Origin of the sequence: Tenacibaculum sp. nBUS_03 (assembly GCF_051201695.1) — a bacterium.
GTDB lineage: Bacteria > Bacteroidota > Bacteroidia > Flavobacteriales > Flavobacteriaceae > Polaribacter.
In genome coordinates this window covers 2,757,586-2,775,261 of record NZ_CP179214.1, presented here as the reverse complement: position 1 = coordinate 2,775,261, position 17,676 = coordinate 2,757,586, and the positions used below count along the sequence as shown (strand labels likewise).

7 protein-coding genes and 1 pseudogene are annotated in these 17,676 nt (G+C 30.6%); 3 read left to right on the top strand and 5 right to left on the bottom strand.

Going from position 1 to position 17,676, the window contains the following annotated elements; genetic code table 11:
• Nucleotides 1-20: 20 nt before the first annotated feature.
• From sprA to ACMFBB_RS12795, 3 genes and pseudogenes are all read right to left on the bottom strand, one after another.
• Nucleotides 21-7,127 carry a cell surface protein SprA gene (sprA, locus tag ACMFBB_RS12805; RefSeq protein WP_435261168.1) on the bottom strand — a complete coding sequence of 2,369 codons (7,107 nt, stop codon included), beginning with the start codon at nucleotides 7,125-7,127 and terminating at the stop codon, nucleotides 21-23.
• A 20-nt stretch (nucleotides 7,128-7,147) separates the two neighbouring features.
• A pseudogene (gene ruvA / locus ACMFBB_RS12800) lies at nucleotides 7,148-7,730 on the bottom strand (Holliday junction branch migration protein RuvA).
• 81 nt (nucleotides 7,731-7,811) lie between these two features.
• Nucleotides 7,812-10,094, bottom strand: a complete 2,283-nt coding sequence (locus tag ACMFBB_RS12795) for an NADP-dependent malic enzyme (RefSeq protein ID WP_435261167.1) — start codon at nucleotides 10,092-10,094, stop codon at nucleotides 7,812-7,814.
• A gap of 134 nt (nucleotides 10,095-10,228) precedes the next feature.
• Here ACMFBB_RS12795 and ACMFBB_RS12790 point away from each other — a divergent pair, with 134 nt between their 5' ends.
• Complete coding sequence (locus ACMFBB_RS12790; protein ID WP_435261166.1) at nucleotides 10,229-10,837, top strand: PAS domain-containing protein; 609 nt, start codon at nucleotides 10,229-10,231, stop codon at nucleotides 10,835-10,837.
• A gap of 112 nt (nucleotides 10,838-10,949) precedes the next feature.
• Nucleotides 10,950-11,573 (top strand): PAS domain-containing protein, encoded by a 624-nt coding sequence (locus tag ACMFBB_RS12785; protein WP_435261165.1) that lies wholly within the window; start codon nucleotides 10,950-10,952, stop codon nucleotides 11,571-11,573.
• 914 nt (nucleotides 11,574-12,487) lie between these two features.
• On the opposite strand, the gene ACMFBB_RS12780 is transcribed toward ACMFBB_RS12785, so the two are convergent.
• Together ACMFBB_RS12780 and queG are read right to left on the bottom strand one after the other, a co-directional pair.
• The gene (locus ACMFBB_RS12780) at nucleotides 12,488-13,285 is read right to left on the bottom strand and encodes a lectin OAA family protein (protein WP_435261164.1); all 798 of its coding nucleotides are present in this window, start codon (nucleotides 13,283-13,285) and stop codon (nucleotides 12,488-12,490) included.
• Nucleotides 13,286-13,970: 685 nt separating this feature from the next.
• Nucleotides 13,971-14,900: a tRNA epoxyqueuosine(34) reductase QueG gene (gene queG / locus ACMFBB_RS12775; protein ID WP_435261163.1), complete on the bottom strand. Its 930-nt coding sequence runs from the start codon at nucleotides 14,898-14,900 to the stop codon at nucleotides 13,971-13,973.
• Nucleotides 14,901-15,024: 124 nt separating this feature from the next.
• Here queG and ACMFBB_RS12770 point away from each other — a divergent pair, with 124 nt between their 5' ends.
• Nucleotides 15,025-17,646 (top strand): AsmA family protein, encoded by a 2,622-nt coding sequence (locus ACMFBB_RS12770; RefSeq protein WP_435261162.1) that lies wholly within the window; start codon nucleotides 15,025-15,027, stop codon nucleotides 17,644-17,646.
• Nucleotides 17,647-17,676 lie beyond the last annotated feature (30 nt).

Below are 17,676 nucleotides of genomic sequence, written 5' to 3'. Positions count from 1 at the left end.
TTTTATATTTTTGTTTGTTTTTAATTTCCTAAATTATAGACTAAATTAATACCAGCATTAATTGATTGCCTAGGGAAAGTCGTTGAAACAGCATAATCAAACGTTTGGTGATTGTAATAAAACGAAGCTGTTAAATTTCTGCTTAAATTATAATCTGCTAAGAATTTTATTCCAAACAACCTTTCTCCTCCTGTTACTTGATTATTTTCTTTATCAACACTTCTAATTAATGTTAAATTGTCTCTTAATGATATATCTGCTCTAAAATTAATATCTCCTTTTAACGTTTCCTTCTTACCCGTAAACTTGGTTACAAATTTAACATCTCTTATCTTATATCCAAATCCAAACACATATTCTGTACCATTTATATCAGTTATTGTATTATTATTAAAATTTAGAGTTAAACTTCTATCTCTTCTAATTTCACCTTTAAATGATAATGAGTTTTTCATTCTAAAATCAACCTTGATTAATGGTGAAAATTCATCTATTAAAGTTGCCGACGAAATTAATAATTCTGGATGATAATTACCAGATGTATTTGTTTTAACTGACTTTGGTCCTTCGTACTGTAAGTTATTCGTATAGTTACCTATTGTGTATGATGATTTATACCCATGAGATACTGTAAATGATGAGAATGTTTTTTTAAACCATTTAAACTTCATTAATCCATTATAACGCAGTGTCCAATTAGGAATAGGTATATTTTTAAAGATTCCAGTGCTTATAGAATTAGGACTATTACCAGAATAAGCAGCTAAAAAAGCTGGTAACATAACCTGTTGACCACTTTCTTTAAACCCACCAATTGGTTGATCGTCTGTAGCTAATCTATTAGCAATTGTAGCTCTATAATTTAAAAAGTTTTGATATAACACTTCATTATTAGTAAACATAGTGCCTAACATAAAATGACTAATACTATAATTTCCTGTTTCAAAAGCTTTAATGGCTGGGTTTTGTTCAAAACCACCATTACCATCAGAAATTATATCTAATTGCTGTGTAATATTACTAGTTTGAATTCTATTTCCTCTAAAATCGATTGTTAAACTTTTTAATGGCTTTACTGAAATAGTATAATCTAGTTTTTTATTACTAGTTAGTCCATAATTTTTATTGTAATAATCTTCCCCTGGAATACTTCTAATAATCCAATTATTATCAATCGCTGTTCTTAAAATATCCGTTTGACTACCAAATACAAATCCAAATGTTGGTGCTAGTCCACCATCAAAATTATTTCTTCCTAAGAAGCCTACTGATGGCTTATACCCCTGTAATAAAGTTCCGTTATTTTGACTATAGTTAATTTTAGCTCTCTTTACCGACGTTAAAACATCATATAATCCCTTTAATGCCTTTTGTCCGAAACCAGCATTCTTTTTTAGCTTTCGTTTTTGGGCAACTTGCTTACTCCCTAATTTTAAAGATCCTTTTTTAACTGGCGCTTGCTTAGCTCCTCTGATTAATAATTTATCTAACTTCAATACCTTATAAAACTTACCAAAATCTATAGAAGTATTTAAATTATGTGTATTTGCATTTTGAATCATGTTTCCAACTTTGTCTACATAACTTTGTGAAGAAGCCCTCCAATCAAAATCAGCTGTGTAACCATAATCAGCAGAGATAAAGCTTAAATAAGGAAGTTTATTAATAGGAACTTTATACGTTGCATTTAGCTTTTGGTGATAATTATTAGGTCGACCAATATTAAAAAACTTATCATATATTTCTAAATCTTCATCTCTACCAAAAGAATCATAAATATAGTTGTTTGCCGCATTAAAATTCAATTTTAATGATTTTGTTAAATCAAAGCCAATGGTATAATCCCAATCAAAAACAAAATTACGTTGCTTAAGTTCAGGTTGAGGTGACAAACCTTGTATTAAGTTTCTAGATTGTTGAGCACTATAATTTCTATTAATTCTTGAATTTACAGCAACATTTTTAGGAACAGGATTAATGTTTAAATCTTTAATAAATCGTAAATATCTATTACTAAACATTTTTGATTTTTTGAAAGGCTCAAGCACCCAAGGTTTAAAGTTAAAATTATAACTAGCACCAGCCATCACATTTTGATTTACATACTTTTGAATATTATAATCTTTGTGAAATTCTTCATTAAAAGAATATGAGACTGAAAAATTTTCTACGTCATAAAATTTTTGTTTTTTCTTACTTTCAGGATTCCTATTCTTTTTAACATTAATAAAACTTATACTTTTTCTTCTAGTATAATCTTGAGAATTTTTACTGTTTGGGTTTTTATCTAATGCATCTTCTAATTTTATGTCTTGAAATTGTGGATCATACTTGGGGTCTCTAAATTCCTCTCCATAACTATAGCTCATAGGTATTTGCATGTTCCATTTTTTTGGCATCATTTTTCCTACCTGAATATTTGTTGCTACATTATATTGTTTAACTTCTTCAATACTTCTTTGCTGCACTCTATCTTCAACATTTCCAAATCCAATTGTAGACATTCGTCCACCTATTGATACGTCAGCAACATCAGCAAAATTAGCATCTGCATTTAAAACAGCAGCCCATCCTCCTTTATTATCGAAACCAACAGCTCGTAATTCATTAAACCAAACCTCAATTGTTTTGGGTACAGCAGAATTATTTTTCACCCCTAACATTACTGTTCGGATTTGTGCTAACGTTGGGTTACCTTTTACTGATATTTTTAAACCATTTGAACTTACTCCTGAGAAAACATCAATTAAAGAACCCGTTCTTTCCAGTTTAAGGTTTGCTAACTCTTCTAATAGAATATCTAAATTATTTTCTACTGGCCATACTTTATCTGACTCAGGAGTTCCAGTAGTACTGGAATAAATTAATGGTTTTTCAATTTCGTAATAATTTTCATTTAAATCTGTTCCTAAACGAATAATAGCAACGCTTTCAGTATTTTCTCCTTGTTTTGCTATTCTATTTGGATCTTCAGCATGTAAAAACATTCGTAGATTTTTATATCTACGCATATCTATACTTATATTTTTATAAATAGTTCTAAGTGAATCAGCAGGTAAATCAGAAACTTTTAATGTAACCGATTGCTCATTTTGGCGCTGAACTCTATTTGTTCCTTGTAGCTGCTCTCTTTCTATACCTGGTGGTAAAGCATACTTATCGCTATTCTGTTCTATATTAACAATTCCTATTTCAAATTTATTAATTTCACTATCAGGAACGTTTTTCGTATACCTTCTCCAATCACTTCGTACCAACTCTAACTCTCCAAAACGCAATACAATCGGTATTCTAAATTGGGTAATAAACATCCTTACAAAACGAATACTATTAAAATCAGTAATTCCATTTATTCGAGTACCTCCTTTTACAGGAATTCTAAATTGATACCACCTAGTTGTTCTCGACTGACCATTCGATAAAGTAACTGTACTATTTTTCACATCGACTATATGATTAAAGCCTACCCCTTTATCTAGCTCTGTTTTGTTTAAAGGTATTTCGTATTCAAAATAACTATTAACAGGATTCATCGTTTGATCCTTATTAATATCTTCAGTATCTGGATATGTAGTTGATGATGTGGGATATGCTTCGGTTGACTGCCCTGATGTAGGCGAATTCCCTTGCGTATTATTATAATTCTTGTATCGAGTTAAAATAGACGCATTAATAGCGTCTAGTTCGCTACCTCTAAAAAACTGAAAGTTATCTCCTGATGGATCTGACAATTTTCTATATTCTAGAGGAAATGGAGTTGGTCTACCATTAATAGGATCTTCAGAAATACCAACTTTTTTTTCATCAAGGTCACTTAAACCATCCAGTCCAACATCCTGATTTTTCCTAGCATTTTCATCTGAGGCAAAAGCATATAATATCGAAGGATTAATTGGTGTATATCCCCAAACTGATTCTCTAACATTACTTCCTGCTGTTTTAATACCATCTTCAGGTAATCCGTTTTCATACTGTTTACTACCATCACGTAAAATATCTTCAGAGATATTTCCTAAATTTATCAATAGTTTACCATGATTAATAGCATCTTTTGGATTAACACCTGCAGGTAAACCTTCTGCTTCTGTGATTGAATAATTTTCATAAGGGTCCATCAACCAAAACTGAATATATTCAACATTTGCTTGTTCAAAATTGTTTGTTGTTAAAGGACGCATAATACCCCCCCAACTTTCTTCAGGTTTTTTAAGAGTTACCTTATTATTTGCTGCGTCGATATCAACTTCAGTTGCATTGGTATTAAAATTATAAGGCCCTCTTTCATTAGGATAGTAGGCTAAATCTAATGTTCGTACTAAATCTTGTTGCGTTATATCTAAATCTAAATCAAATAGTTCTTCAAATCTAACTTGACGAACCTCATCTCTTGACAATTCATTTTCATTAATATTACTTGGTCTATTAGTACTTCCATAAAAAAGTTGATCTACATTATACCAAGCTATCTTAGCCCTCTTATTATTGTAAGCTAAGTTATTCACCACTTTCCCTTCAGTTTCTAATCCTTGTGATTCTGGAGTACTAGCCAAAAACCATTGCTGAGGAGAATTTAAATTAATAGGAATTTGTGATGCTTCAAAATCATCTAAATATGAAGTAGCTGTTCCATTTACATCGATACCACTTGGTGATCCTGGTAATAAATACGCCATATCTCCTCTTACTGATATTTTGGAAGGCACATCAGTTTCTACAAACGGTAATTTATTAGCTAACTTAGTAAAGTAAGGGACTTCTGATGAATAGTCAAAATTTAAACCAATCATTGTGTTATCAATTGGTTCTCCTCCAAAATTCACTTTTGGAGTAATAGGTTTTTCACTAACATTCAAAAAAGTACCACCAATAGTAAAATCTTCAGAAAAACGATGTTCAACATCTATACCAATAAATGTTTTTCTTTGTTGGTTAAAAAAAGTATTATTTTCAACAGTGGCATTAATTGGAGTACCAGATGCCTCAAGACCTGGGTCTAAAACTTGCACCCTTCCTAATTGATAATCTACAACATAATCAATTCCTTCAACTAATTGTCTTCCTCCAGCAGTAACTTTAACTGAACCTCTAGGAATATTAAATGCGCCTAATGAAATTCCTCTACTTGACTCTGATTTAAAATACCCTTTTAAAAAGTACTTATCTTTATTCTGAAATTCATTTTTTGCTTGAATTTTAGTTGTTAAGTATAAATCTTTGAATAAATATTTATCTTTATCTGCTCCTACTAATTTTGAATCTAAATATGATTGTTCTCCAAAAGGTTCAGGATCAGGAAAAATAATATATCCTTTTTGAGAATTTACAGTCGCTCCTTCTATAAAGTCGAAAAAACCATCACCTCCAGGAACTTCATACTGACTTTGATCTAACCTATCAATATGCATAACCTGCATTAAGGGAGTTTCTTTTATGCTTGAACTACTTGCATTTTGCAGTGTATTTTGCAATGTACCTGTTTGATCATCACGGTACAATAGATCAAAACGAAAACCTTGTTGTTGCAATGGGTATGCTCCTATTGCATATACATTTTTCATCATTAACCTCCATGTAGGAAATGATTCATTTACATTAGTAATTGGATTTTTTCTAACCGTTGTTAAGATTTCACTTCTTAACAACTTTACTACCAAATTTGCAGGAGCAACGACTCCATCATTTGAAAATTCACCTACTTTAAAAACTGTTTCATTATTTGATGCTCCTACCACAGTATATTCATAAGCAACTGCTAATACCTCACCATCATTTAGTCTTCTATTTAGTGATATAAATCCTAATTGCGGATGCAGTTTATATTCATTATCCTGAAGTTTACGCGCATTTTGCAAATACGAAAAGTCAGTTCCTTGTGAAGCTTTTTGTGGTGCTACAACTCCATCTAAAGTGCTTGTCATGGTCGCAATATCTCTAAGACCACTAGTATTTGTTAACAACCCTCCAAATTCATTAACTCCATTATAAGGTATTACATTACCATTAACAGTAACTAAACTAGGACTATTATCTACTTCAGTTTTAACTTTATTATCATCTTTAGATTCACCTAAGTCGGCAAGGGCAACGATACTTCTAAAGTCAGTAACACTTTGTGTTCTATTTGTAACCCACACTTCTACCCTAGTTATATTTATAGAACTATTTATTAAAGGATATTGTTTAAGTGCATCCTTGTAGTTTTCTCTAAAATATTGTGATAAAAAGAAGTGACGATCATTATCATAATCAGAAGCTCTTAATTCAAACTCTTCAATGGTAGCTCCACCTTCAGCTACTACAGTTTTTGATTGAGAGTTTTGTTGAGAAAACGCTGCAGTAACACGAGTTTTTCCAAATTGCAATTCAGCTTTTACACCAAATAAAGCTTGAGCTCCATTTATTAATGAATTTTTAATAGGCATACTAATATTACCCGCATCAATACCTTGAATAACATCGTCTTCAGTAGGAGTATATTCTAATTTAATAAGGTTTTGAAAATCAAAAGTAGATTGAGTATCATAGTTAGCAGTAACTTTTAATCGTTTTCCTACTCTGGCTTGTAAACTTGCACTTATTTGTTGGTCAAAATCAAAAGTAAAACTACTTTGATTATCAATTGAAATTTGTGGATTTTCATTATTCTGATAAACCCCTCCTAATTTTATATTTACTTGTCCTCTAGGAATAACTTCAACTTCATTTCCTCCAAAAACAGATTCAAAAAACTTTGAGTTTACATAATACTTTGGCAACAAGTTTTTTCTAGCATTTTTATTTCCTTTTTTTCTTGAACTGGTTGCATCAACCTTTTCTTTAAAGTAGTCTTTCATATCGTTTTTTAAACGATACTTTTTATATTCTCTAGGAGTCATAAAAACAGGAGTTCCAATATAATAATCTCCAATTTTTTCAACTATCACAAACTTATTTATAGCTTTATCGTATCTAACTATAAACTGCGTAGGATTATTTAAAAAAAGCTTTCCTTTTTGATTAAACTTAAAATTATATTTAAGTGGAATAACTGTATCTTTTTTTAGTGCTTGTTTATTATTGTTCGCAATACTTTGTGAAAACGAAACAACACTTACTAGTAAAGTAAGTGTTGTAAATAATTTATTCATAAATGTCTTTCTCAACTCTATTATAAGTTTTTTAACGCCTGTTTTATAAGCTCTTCTACGGTAGCTTCAGGTGTTACTTTTAATATATTATTAACTACTTTATCTGCTTGTTTTCTAGCAAATCCTAATACCTCTAAAGCAGATAACGCTTCTTCTTTGTTTGTATTGTTTTGTTTTACTGAAACTTCATCTAAATCAAAGGTTTTTAGAATTTTATCTTTCAAATCAACAATAACTCTTTGTGCAGTTTTAACACCAATCCCTTTCACCGATTGAATTAATTTCACGTCTTCAGAAGCTATTGCTTGTTGAATTTCTTCAGAAGTCATAGAAGAAAGCATAGTTCTAGCTGTACTAGGTCCCAACCCCAGATACTGAAACCAATAATCTAAAAATTTCTCGTTCAGTTTTATTGATGAATCCAAACAATGTATGCGCATCTTCTCTGATTGATAAATGCGTGTATAACACGATATTTTCATTTTCTGGTAATAAAGAAAATGTATTTAAAGAGATATGTAATAAATATCCAACCCCATTACAATCTACTACCACATAGGTTGGGTTTTTCTCTACAAGTCTTCCTCTAATTTGTGTTATCATCCATTAATTTTTTGCGTTGTCTAAAGTAGAAAAAATATTTATCTTTAAGAACACTCATTTTCAAGGTTTTTCACCCTGTTTTTATATTGTTTTTTGTAGTGATTTATTTTGAGCATCAACCACAGCAACTGCAGCCATATTAACCATTTCATCTACACTTGCTCCTAATTGTAATATATGAACCGGTTTACTCATACCTAGTAAAATTGGACCAACAGACTCAACTCCATCAACCTGTTTCATTAACTTATACGTAATATTAGCTGCATCTAAATTTGGAAAAATCAATACGTTAACTCTTTTCCCATTTAGTTTAGAAAACGGAAACTCTTTTGCTAGCAAATCAGGATTTAACGCAAAGTCTGCTTGTAACTCACCATCAACCACCACATTTGGATAATTTCTATGAATATAAGAAACAGCTTCTCTAATTTTGGCAGAACTTTCTGACTTAGACGATCCAAAATTTGAAAAACCTAACATAGCTACATTTGGTTTCATTCCAAACATTTTTGCTAAAGTTGAAGTTAATTGTGTAATTTTTGCTAAATCTTTGGCTGTAGGATTAATGTTAATGGTTGTATCAGCTAAAAACATTGGCCCTTGCTTTGTTAACATTAAGTTTGTAGCAGCTACTCTAGTAACACCTTTGTCTTTTTCTATTAACTCTAATATTGGCCTTACTACAGATGAATAAGGTCTTGAATACCCAGTGATTAAAGCATCAGCTTCACCACTATTTACCATCATAGCTGCAAAATAATTACGCTCACGCATTAATTTTTTAGCTTCAAAAAGTGTTACCCCCTTTCTTTGGCGTGTTTCCCAAAAAAACTCAGCATATCTATTTCTTCTTTCCTCTTCCTCGTCTGTTTTTGGATCAATAATCTGAACGTCATCAGTAAAGCCAAGTTCCTCTTTTAACTCTAAAATAACCTCTTTCCTTCCTAGTAAAATTGGAATACCTATTTTTTCTTCATAAACCCTTTGAGCTGCCTTCAATACATCTAGGTGATCAGCTTCAGAAAACACAACTCTTTTTGGACTTTTCTTAGCCCTATTATGAAGTAATCTTATTTCTTTACTTCCTGTACCTGACCTATCCATCAATTCTTCTCTATACTTCTCCCAATCTTCAATAGGCTCTTTAGCTACTCCTGAGTCCATAGCTGCTTTTGCTATTGCAGGAGGAATTTCATAAATCAATCTTGGATCAAAAGGCTTTGGTATTATATAATCTTTTCCAAAAGAAAGACTTATTTCATCATATACAATATTCACTTGTTCAGGCACCGATTTTTTAGCCAAATCGGCAAGTGCATGAACGGCGGCCATTTTCATTTCTTCATTAATTTTTGAAGCCCTTACATCTAAAGCTCCTCTAAAAATAAATGGAAATCCTAAAACATTATTAACTTGATTAGGGTGATCTGACCTTCCAGTAGCCATAATAATATCTTTTCTTGTAGCAACAGCCACATCATACGAAATTTCAGGAACTGGATTAGCCATAGCAAATACAATAGGGTTCTTTGCCATTGACAGCAGCATTTCTGGGCTAACTACATTACCTTTAGAAAGACCTATAAAAACATCTGCATTATTCATTGCTTCTTCTAAAGTGTTTAAATCTTTATGTGTTGCAAATTCAGCTTTCTGCGATGTAAGGTTCGTTCTATCATCTCTTATTACACCTTTACTGTCGCACATTATTACATTTTCCCTTTTAGCACCTAGTGCTAAATATAGACGCGTACAAGATATCGCTGCTGCTCCTGCTCCGTTTACTACAATTTTAACCTCTGAAATATCTTTTCCATTAATTTCTAAAGCATTTTTTAATGCAGCTGCAGAAATAATAGCTGTACCATGCTGGTCATCATGCATTACAGGAATATCAAGCTCTTCTTTTAACCTTCTTTCTATCTCAAAAGCTTCAGGAGCCTTAATATCTTCAAGGTTAATACCTCCAAAAGTAGGTGCAATTGCTTTTACTGTTTCTATAAATTTATCTACATCAGTTGCATCAACTTCAATATCAAATACGTCAATATCAGCAAAAATTTTAAATAATAATCCTTTTCCTTCCATTACTGGTTTTGATGCATCAGGGCCAATATCTCCTAATCCTAAAACCGCTGTTCCATTTGATATTACAGCTACTAAATTTCCTTTAGCAGTATATTTATATACATTGTCTTTATCTTTAGCTATTTCTAAACAAGGCTCAGCAACTCCTGGTGAGTAAGCCAAAGATAGATCGTGTTGAGTTGCATACTTTTTAGTAGGAACTACTGATATTTTCCCTGGTTTTGGTTTTGCATGATATAATAAAGCTTCTCGTCGTTTTCTAGATTCGCTCATAATAATGTTGTTTGTATTAACCTACAAATATACATTTTGTTATGTTGTAAAAACAATTTAAAAACTGATAAAAGTCATATTTATTTATTCTTTATTATAAGAATTTTGTGGTAATCAAATAAAAAAACTAAATCATGGAAACTCCCCCAAAACAAATTATTAACGAAGAGGTTAAATGGAACAAAACCAAAACAATTGTTAGTAAAACTGATGTGCATGGAACCATTTTATATGCTAATGATGTTTTTACTCAAGCTTGTGAATATAGCGCCATTGAATTAATTGGCGAACCTCATAACATAATTAGACACCCAGACATGCCTAAAATAACTTTTAAAGTTTTGTGGCAGGCGTTAAAAAAAGGTGAAAACTTTCATGCTATTGTTAAAAACCTAACTAGAACAGGAAGATATTATTGGGTAATTACTGATTTTATAGTTGATAAAGATGAAAGTGGTAAAATCATTGGTTATACCGGTCGAAGAAAGGCTGTTCCAGATGGTGTCATCAAAAAAATTGAACCATTATACAAAACCCTTCTTGACATAGAGAAGTTAAAAGGTGAAAAGGTAAGTGAATTATATTTTGAAGGATATTTAAAGGAGGAAGTTGGTAAAAGTTATAATGAATTTGTAGTTGACCTATTTAAAGAGGAAAGCGAGAAAGAACAATACAATACCCCAGCAAATGAAAGCAAATTAAAAAAAGGCTTAAATTGGTTTTTTTTCGGTGACTTTTTATAGCAAAATACCCCCTTCTGAACATAAAAAACAAGAGCTTTTTTTTCTTTAGAATTAAAGGTACTTTGTGTATTTGTTTTGTTATTTTTGTTTATATCTTATAAATATTTTAATAATGAAAATGTCCCCCACGCGAGCTAAAATAATTGATGAAGAAGTAAAATGGGATAAAACCCAAACAATCATTAGTAAAACGGATATTCATGGTACTATTTTATACATGAATGATACTTTTGAGAAAGCTTCCGAATACAACAAAATTGAATTAATTGGCGAACCCCATAACATTATTCGTCACCCTGACATGCCCAAAGTAATATTTAAAGTATTATGGGATGCTTTAAAAAAAGGCAAAAACTTCCATGCTATTGTCAAAAACTTAACCAGAACTGGAAGATACTATTGGGTAATTACCGATTTTATCGTTGACAAAAATGAAAACGATGAAGTCGTTGGTTATACTGGTAGAAGAAAAGCTGTTCCTGATAGTGTTATTGAAAAAATTGAACCATTGTATAAAACACTTTTAGAAATAGAAAAAGTAAAAGGAGAAAAATCCAGTGAATTATACTTTGACGCTTTTCTAAAAGAGGAAACAAAAAAAACATACGATGAATTTGTAATCGATTTATTTCAAAACGAACTAAAACCGCCTGCAAACTCAGAAGGTGAAAATGAGAACAAAGAAAACAAACTTAAAAAAAGTTTAAACTGGTTTTTCTTTGGTGATTTTTTATAAAAAATCAATATAATAAAACCCCCAAAAAAATATTTTTTTGGGGGTTTTATTATTAAATATAAGATTGAAAATTATGCCTTTTAATCTTTAACTACTTCTATCAAACTTTGATCTTGATCAATTTCCCAAACATTAAAAACACCATCGCCATCAAAATCTACGATAGCGGTAGCCCTTGCTTTAAATGAATTAGTAGTAGCTTCTATAATTTGATATGGAAACTAACTAGAGCATATGAAACCTTTAACTTGTATAACAGTAAAAAAGGGGCAGTTAATAAATATTATAAATTGTATAAATGAACCTTTAGTCATGAAAAAAGCAACTTTATTTTTCTTGTAGTAAGTATTTCAATTATGATTTTTTTCTCTTTTTGTTATAGTAATGTAAGTCTTTCAAATATAAGAAAAATAGGAATCACAGGAGTAATTAATCATATAATCTATGATTCTAAAAAAGTTTTATCAATTTTTGTTAGAGGTCAAAAATATTATCTAGCTAAATTCAGTAAAAAAATAGTAAAATATTAAAATTACATTCTAAAGGTAATAACGGATATGTTAATCCTAAAGATTTTGAATTAAAATACTAATTACTCCGCTCTAGCCAGCTTATAACTAATATTTTATATTGGTAAAAACACTTATTAAGTCATAAAATGATGTATGTTATAACTTTTTGATATAATATTATCTTATGAATTAGTTTTTAGATAAAAAAAAATCAATGTCATTGCGATAGAGGAACGAAAGAAGCGATCTATTAAATAGCTAGCAGATTACTTAATTACACGATGTTCCATTCGTAATGACGAACTTTTTAAGATTACTGGTAAAAACAGACCCTTATTAAAAATATAAAAACTGCCTGAAAAGAAATCTTTTCAGGCAGTCCTTAACGTGCAATTAGATTAATTATACTGTTGTTAACTTATCAACAGTTGATGCAGTAACCTCAATAGGACCTTCTCCTTTATACGTCATTTTTCCAGTAAGAGTTTGTCCTTCATTATTAGAAGAAACTTTTAACTCTACCGCTCTTTGATTTTCTCTTGCTCCAATAATGAAGTATCCAGCTGAATGCCAAGGACCACCCCATTTATTTTGCACACTGTAAACATTACCCATAACGAATGTTGCTTCCAAATCAATTGGTCCTTCTCCTTCATAAGTCATTGTACCAGTAAAAGTTTGCCCCTCGTCATTAGACTTTATATCTAATGCAATTGGTTGTTGCTTATCACGTGAGCCTAAAACAAAAACTCCTCCAGGGTTCCATGGAGAATTTGGTCCTCCCCACTGGTTTTGTACCTCAAAAGCGCTACCTGCAGTTTCCTTACCTTGGAAAACAATAGGTCCTTCTCCTTCATAAGTAACTTCTCCTTTTAAATCTTTGGTATTTTCTACAGCACTTACTTTTAATGCTACTACATTTTGACCATCTCTGGCTCCAATAACCCAATTTCCACCATCGTTCCAAGTATTAGACCATTCATTTTCTACCTTGTAATTGTTTCCGGCAACTTGTACCCCTTTAAATCCAATAGGGCCTTCACCTTTGTAGGTTATAGTTCCAGTAAGAGTTTTACCACCATCAGTTGAATTGATATTGATATCCACTAATTCTTGATTACTTCTTGAACCTAAAACAAAGATTCCACCTTGTTGCAATGGAGAATCTCCCCATTTGTTTTGAACTTGATAAATAGACATTTTTAACGATTTTTGGTTAATAATTAATGTAAAATATCTGTAATTAAACAGAAATTAAATTTTAAATTTTAATTACTTATACTTGTAATCTTCCATAAAATTAAACACAATTAACAAGAAAAACAATCCGTTTATAAAACCTAAAACAGCCTGAAAAAAAGAGGGCAAGAATTCTACCTACAAGAAAAAACATATTTAAACAACTGCTTTTCAAGCGTTTAAATATTTAAAAATAACCAAACACTGAACATCAAAAACGAAGCACTCAGTAATATCCCTTATCAACATTTCAGTGGTATCACTTATAAAAAATCGTTCAAATTTGATAAAATTTGAATAGAAAATTAACTGTTAAGCAAAAAAACTTACACAACCACATCTATCTTGTTATCAGTAATTTGCAATGATTATAAATATAATTCCTGTAGAAATTTGTGAAGTGATGTTTATTCTTAATAAAAGTACTTTAAAAGATGAATTGTTATTATTGTTTTACTAATTATTGCAACCACTAATAAACAGAAACGGTTACAAAAAACATCCCTAAAAATAAAAGAACTATCAGAATAAAAACTAAACCATACATTGTGCAACACTTTGAAAAAAAAGCACATAACAACCCCTAAACACAGTAAAATAAAGGTATAGGAAATTACCGAGAAAACTCTACGAACTTTGAAATTGGTTAGGTATCCTTTAAAAAAGAAATATTTCGTTGTAAACCACTAAACTTAGTTCTTTTTACTGCCGATTTTTTAAACACTTTACTAAACGTTTCTTGCGTTAATTCTTGCCAATCCCGTTGTGTCATTTCTAATAAATTTTCTTGAGGAGAAAATAATGGCTCGGCATGGGGTTTTGAAAAACGATTCCACGGGCATACGTCTTGGCAAATATCACAACCAAACATCCAATTTTCAGTTTTTTCTTTAAATGCAGAAGGAATAGCATCTTTTAATTCAATTGTTAAGTATGAAATACACTTACTACCATCAACCGTATTATTTGGCAAAATAGCTTGTGTAGGGCATGCGTCAATACATCGAGTGCACGATCCGCAATGATCTGTAGTAAATGGGTAGTCATACGTCAGCTCTAAATCAATAATTAATTCAGCCAAAAAAAAGAACGACCCTTGTTGCTTTTGTATTAATAAAGAATGTTTGCCATTCCAACCCAAGCCAGCTTTTTCTGCCCAAGCACGTTCTAAAACAGGAGCAGAATCAACAAAACATCTCCCAGACACCTCTCCTATCTCATCATGTATTAACTGTAGTAGTATTTTTAACTTCTCTTTTATTACATGATGATAATCTTGCCCGTAAGCATATTTTGAAATTTTATAGCTTTCTTTTGGTTGAACTTCTTCCGGAAAGTAATTATAGGTTAATGATATTACAGATTTTGCGCCTTCAACCAATAATGTTGGGTCTAATCGTTTATCAAAATAATTTTCCATGTACTTCATTTCACCATGAAAATCATTTTTTAACCACTCTTCTAAACGAGGTGCTTCTTTTTCTAAAAATTCAGCTTTTGCAATACCACATTCTAAAAACCCTAGTTTCTTTGCTTGGGCTTTTATAAAATTAGAATATTGCTCTTTTTTACTCATTTAATGTATGTTTTCAAAAGCAAAATTACCAAAACTTTTATTTTTATAGTTTTCTTAGCCATATGTTAACAAATAAATACTGAACTTTGCGTGTTAGTAATATATACTTTAAAATATTTCATCTATGAAAAAAGTTTATAAAATATTGATTGGCTTTGTTTTAGTCATTTTCATTTTATTAGTAAGCATTCCTTTATTATTTCAAGATAAGATTCTTGGCTTGGTTAAAGAAACTGTAAACAACAATATAAATGCTAAAGTTGATTTTTCTGATGGAAGTCTGAGTTTACTCAGAAATTTCCCAAATGCATCTGTTACACTTTCTAATGTTTCTGTTATTAATCATACACCATTTAAAGGTGATACTTTACTATATGCTAAAGACATTGTTTTAAAACTGAAACTTACTGAACTTTTTAAAGCTTCTTCTGACCAATTAAACATAAAATCTTTTACTATTGACGATGCTTTGGTAAACGTATTGGTTAACGAAAATGGAAACGCAAATTACGATATTGCAAAAGCTTCTGCCGAGGCTAAAGTTAATAAAGAAGCTTCAAAAGAAAATGAACCCTCTACTTTTGGATTATCAATTGATGGCTATAGTATTAGTAACACTTCAATTAAATACAACGACAAAAAGGGAAAAATGGTTCTTTTATTGAACGACTTTAATCATAGTGGCTATGGTGATTTTTCTCAATCAAGTTCAGAATTAACTACCAAAACCACGTCTACTATTTCATTTGGAATGGACAATGTTTACTACGCTAAAAACCAAAAGATATCCTTGGATGCCATTCTGGGAATGGATTTAGTAAATAAGAAGTTTTCATTTTTAAAAAATGAAGCTAAATTAAATAACCTGCCTCTTGTTTTTAATGGATTTGTTCAGATAAATGATAAGAGCCAAGAAGTAAATATTGATTTTAAAACTCCCTCATCTGACTTTAAAAACTTTTTAGGTTTACTACCTGAGGTTTATGCTAAAAATATAGCTAATGTTAAAACTTCAGGGAACTTTAGTGTAGCCGGAAAAGTATTTGGAACCATTGATGAAAAAAACATTCCAAAACTTGATATTGCAGTACATGCTAAAAACGCCTCCTTTAAATACCCTGACTTACCTAAAAGTGTTCGAAACATAAATATCAATACGCAATTAAAGAATACTACTGGAAAAGTTAAAAACACGTTTATTAGTATTGATAACCTTTCTTTTAAAATTGATGAAGATATTTTCTCTGGAAACGGTAGTTTATATAACCTAACAACAAATCCATTTATAAAAGCAAATTTAAAAGGAACTTTAAACTTAGCCAATATTAACAAAGCCTACCCTGTTGATTTAAAAAATGAACTAAGTGGTATATTAAAAGCAAATTTACACACCAGTTTTGACGTTAATGCTATTAAAAAGAACATTGTTAAACGTATTAAAAATGATGGTACTATTGAAGTAAGTGATTTTGTTTTTTCTTCAAAAGACATTGTAAACCCTCTTGAGATAAAGAACACTAAAATTAATTTTAATCCGAGTGTAATTTCACTAACAAAGTTTGATGCTAAAACTGGGAAAAGTGATATGAGTGCTACTGGAAAAATTAATAACCTTCTTGGTTTTTTACTTTCAAATAAAAAACTACAAGGTACATTTAATGTAAAATCTAACAATTTTTATGTAAGTGATTTCATGCAAAAAAATGCAGATACATCTACTAAAAATGAAACTTCCAAAGAAGAAACAGAGACCAAAGAAAATTCAACACAAGAAACATTAAAAATACCTGCTTTTTTAGATTGTAAAGTTTTAGCAGATGCAAAAACCGTTCATTATGACAACCTTACTTTAAAAAATGTAAAAGGAACTTTATGGTTAAAGGATGAAAAAGCCATTTTACAAAATGTAAACGCAGGGATTTTTAACGGACAAATAGCATTAAATGGGGAAGTAAACACCCAAAAGAAACAGCCTACTTTTGCTATGAAATTAGGAGTTAAATCATTTGATATTTCTCAATCGTTTACAAGCATGGATTTATTAAAATCATTAAGTCCAATTGCTGGCGCTATGAACGGAAAATTAAATTCAGACATTAATTTAAGTGGTAGTTTAAATAAAGATTTCACTCCTAATTTAACTTCAGTTTCAGGGAAAGCTTTAGCTCAACTTTTAACCACTAAAATTAACCCTGAAAGTTCAAAAGCCCTCAGTTTACTAAATAATAAATTATCATTTATAGATTTAACAAAACTAGATGTATCTGATATTAAAACGAATTTGTCTTTTAAACAAGGAAAAGTGGCAGTAGCTCCTTTTAATTTAAAATATAAAGATATTGGCATTAAAATAGGCGGTAGTCATGGGTTTGATCAGAGCATGAATTATAACGTTACTTTAGATGTTCCTGCAAAATATTTAGGTAGTGAAGTATCTGGATTATTATCAAAATTAAGTGCTAAAGACCAAAACATAACAGTACCAGTTACCGCTACTATTACTGGGAACATGACATCTCCAAGTGTTAGCACTGATTTATCTTCATCAGTTTCAAAATTAAGTCAAAAATTAATTCAACAACAAAAAGACAACTTAGTTAATAACACCTTAGGGAATTTATTAGGAAACTCTAAAAAAGACACCACCAAAACCTCAACAAATACTAAAGATGCAGCCGTTAATAAGGTAAAAGATGTTCTAGGAGGTTTATTTGGTAAAAAGAAGAAAGAAAAGAAAAAGAAATAACTACAATAGTATTCTTTAATCAACAATACC

Excerpts from the sequence above, each read along its gene's own strand:
- sprA (WP_435261168.1), bottom strand. The coding sequence starts at position 7,127 with ATGAATAAATTATTTACAACACTTACTTTACTAGTAAGTGTTGTTTCG.
- ACMFBB_RS12795 (WP_435261167.1), bottom strand. The coding sequence starts at position 10,094 with ATGAGCGAATCTAGAAAACGACGAGAAGCTTTATTATATCATGCAAAA.
- ACMFBB_RS12790 (WP_435261166.1), top strand. The coding sequence starts at position 10,229 with ATGGAAACTCCCCCAAAACAAATTATTAACGAAGAGGTTAAATGGAAC.
- ACMFBB_RS12785 (WP_435261165.1), top strand. The coding sequence starts at position 10,950 with ATGAAAATGTCCCCCACGCGAGCTAAAATAATTGATGAAGAAGTAAAA.
- ACMFBB_RS12780 (WP_435261164.1), bottom strand. The coding sequence starts at position 13,285 with ATGTCTATTTATCAAGTTCAAAACAAATGGGGAGATTCTCCATTGCAA.
- queG (WP_435261163.1), bottom strand. The coding sequence starts at position 14,900 with ATGAGTAAAAAAGAGCAATATTCTAATTTTATAAAAGCCCAAGCAAAG.
- ACMFBB_RS12770 (WP_435261162.1), top strand. The coding sequence starts at position 15,025 with ATGAAAAAAGTTTATAAAATATTGATTGGCTTTGTTTTAGTCATTTTC.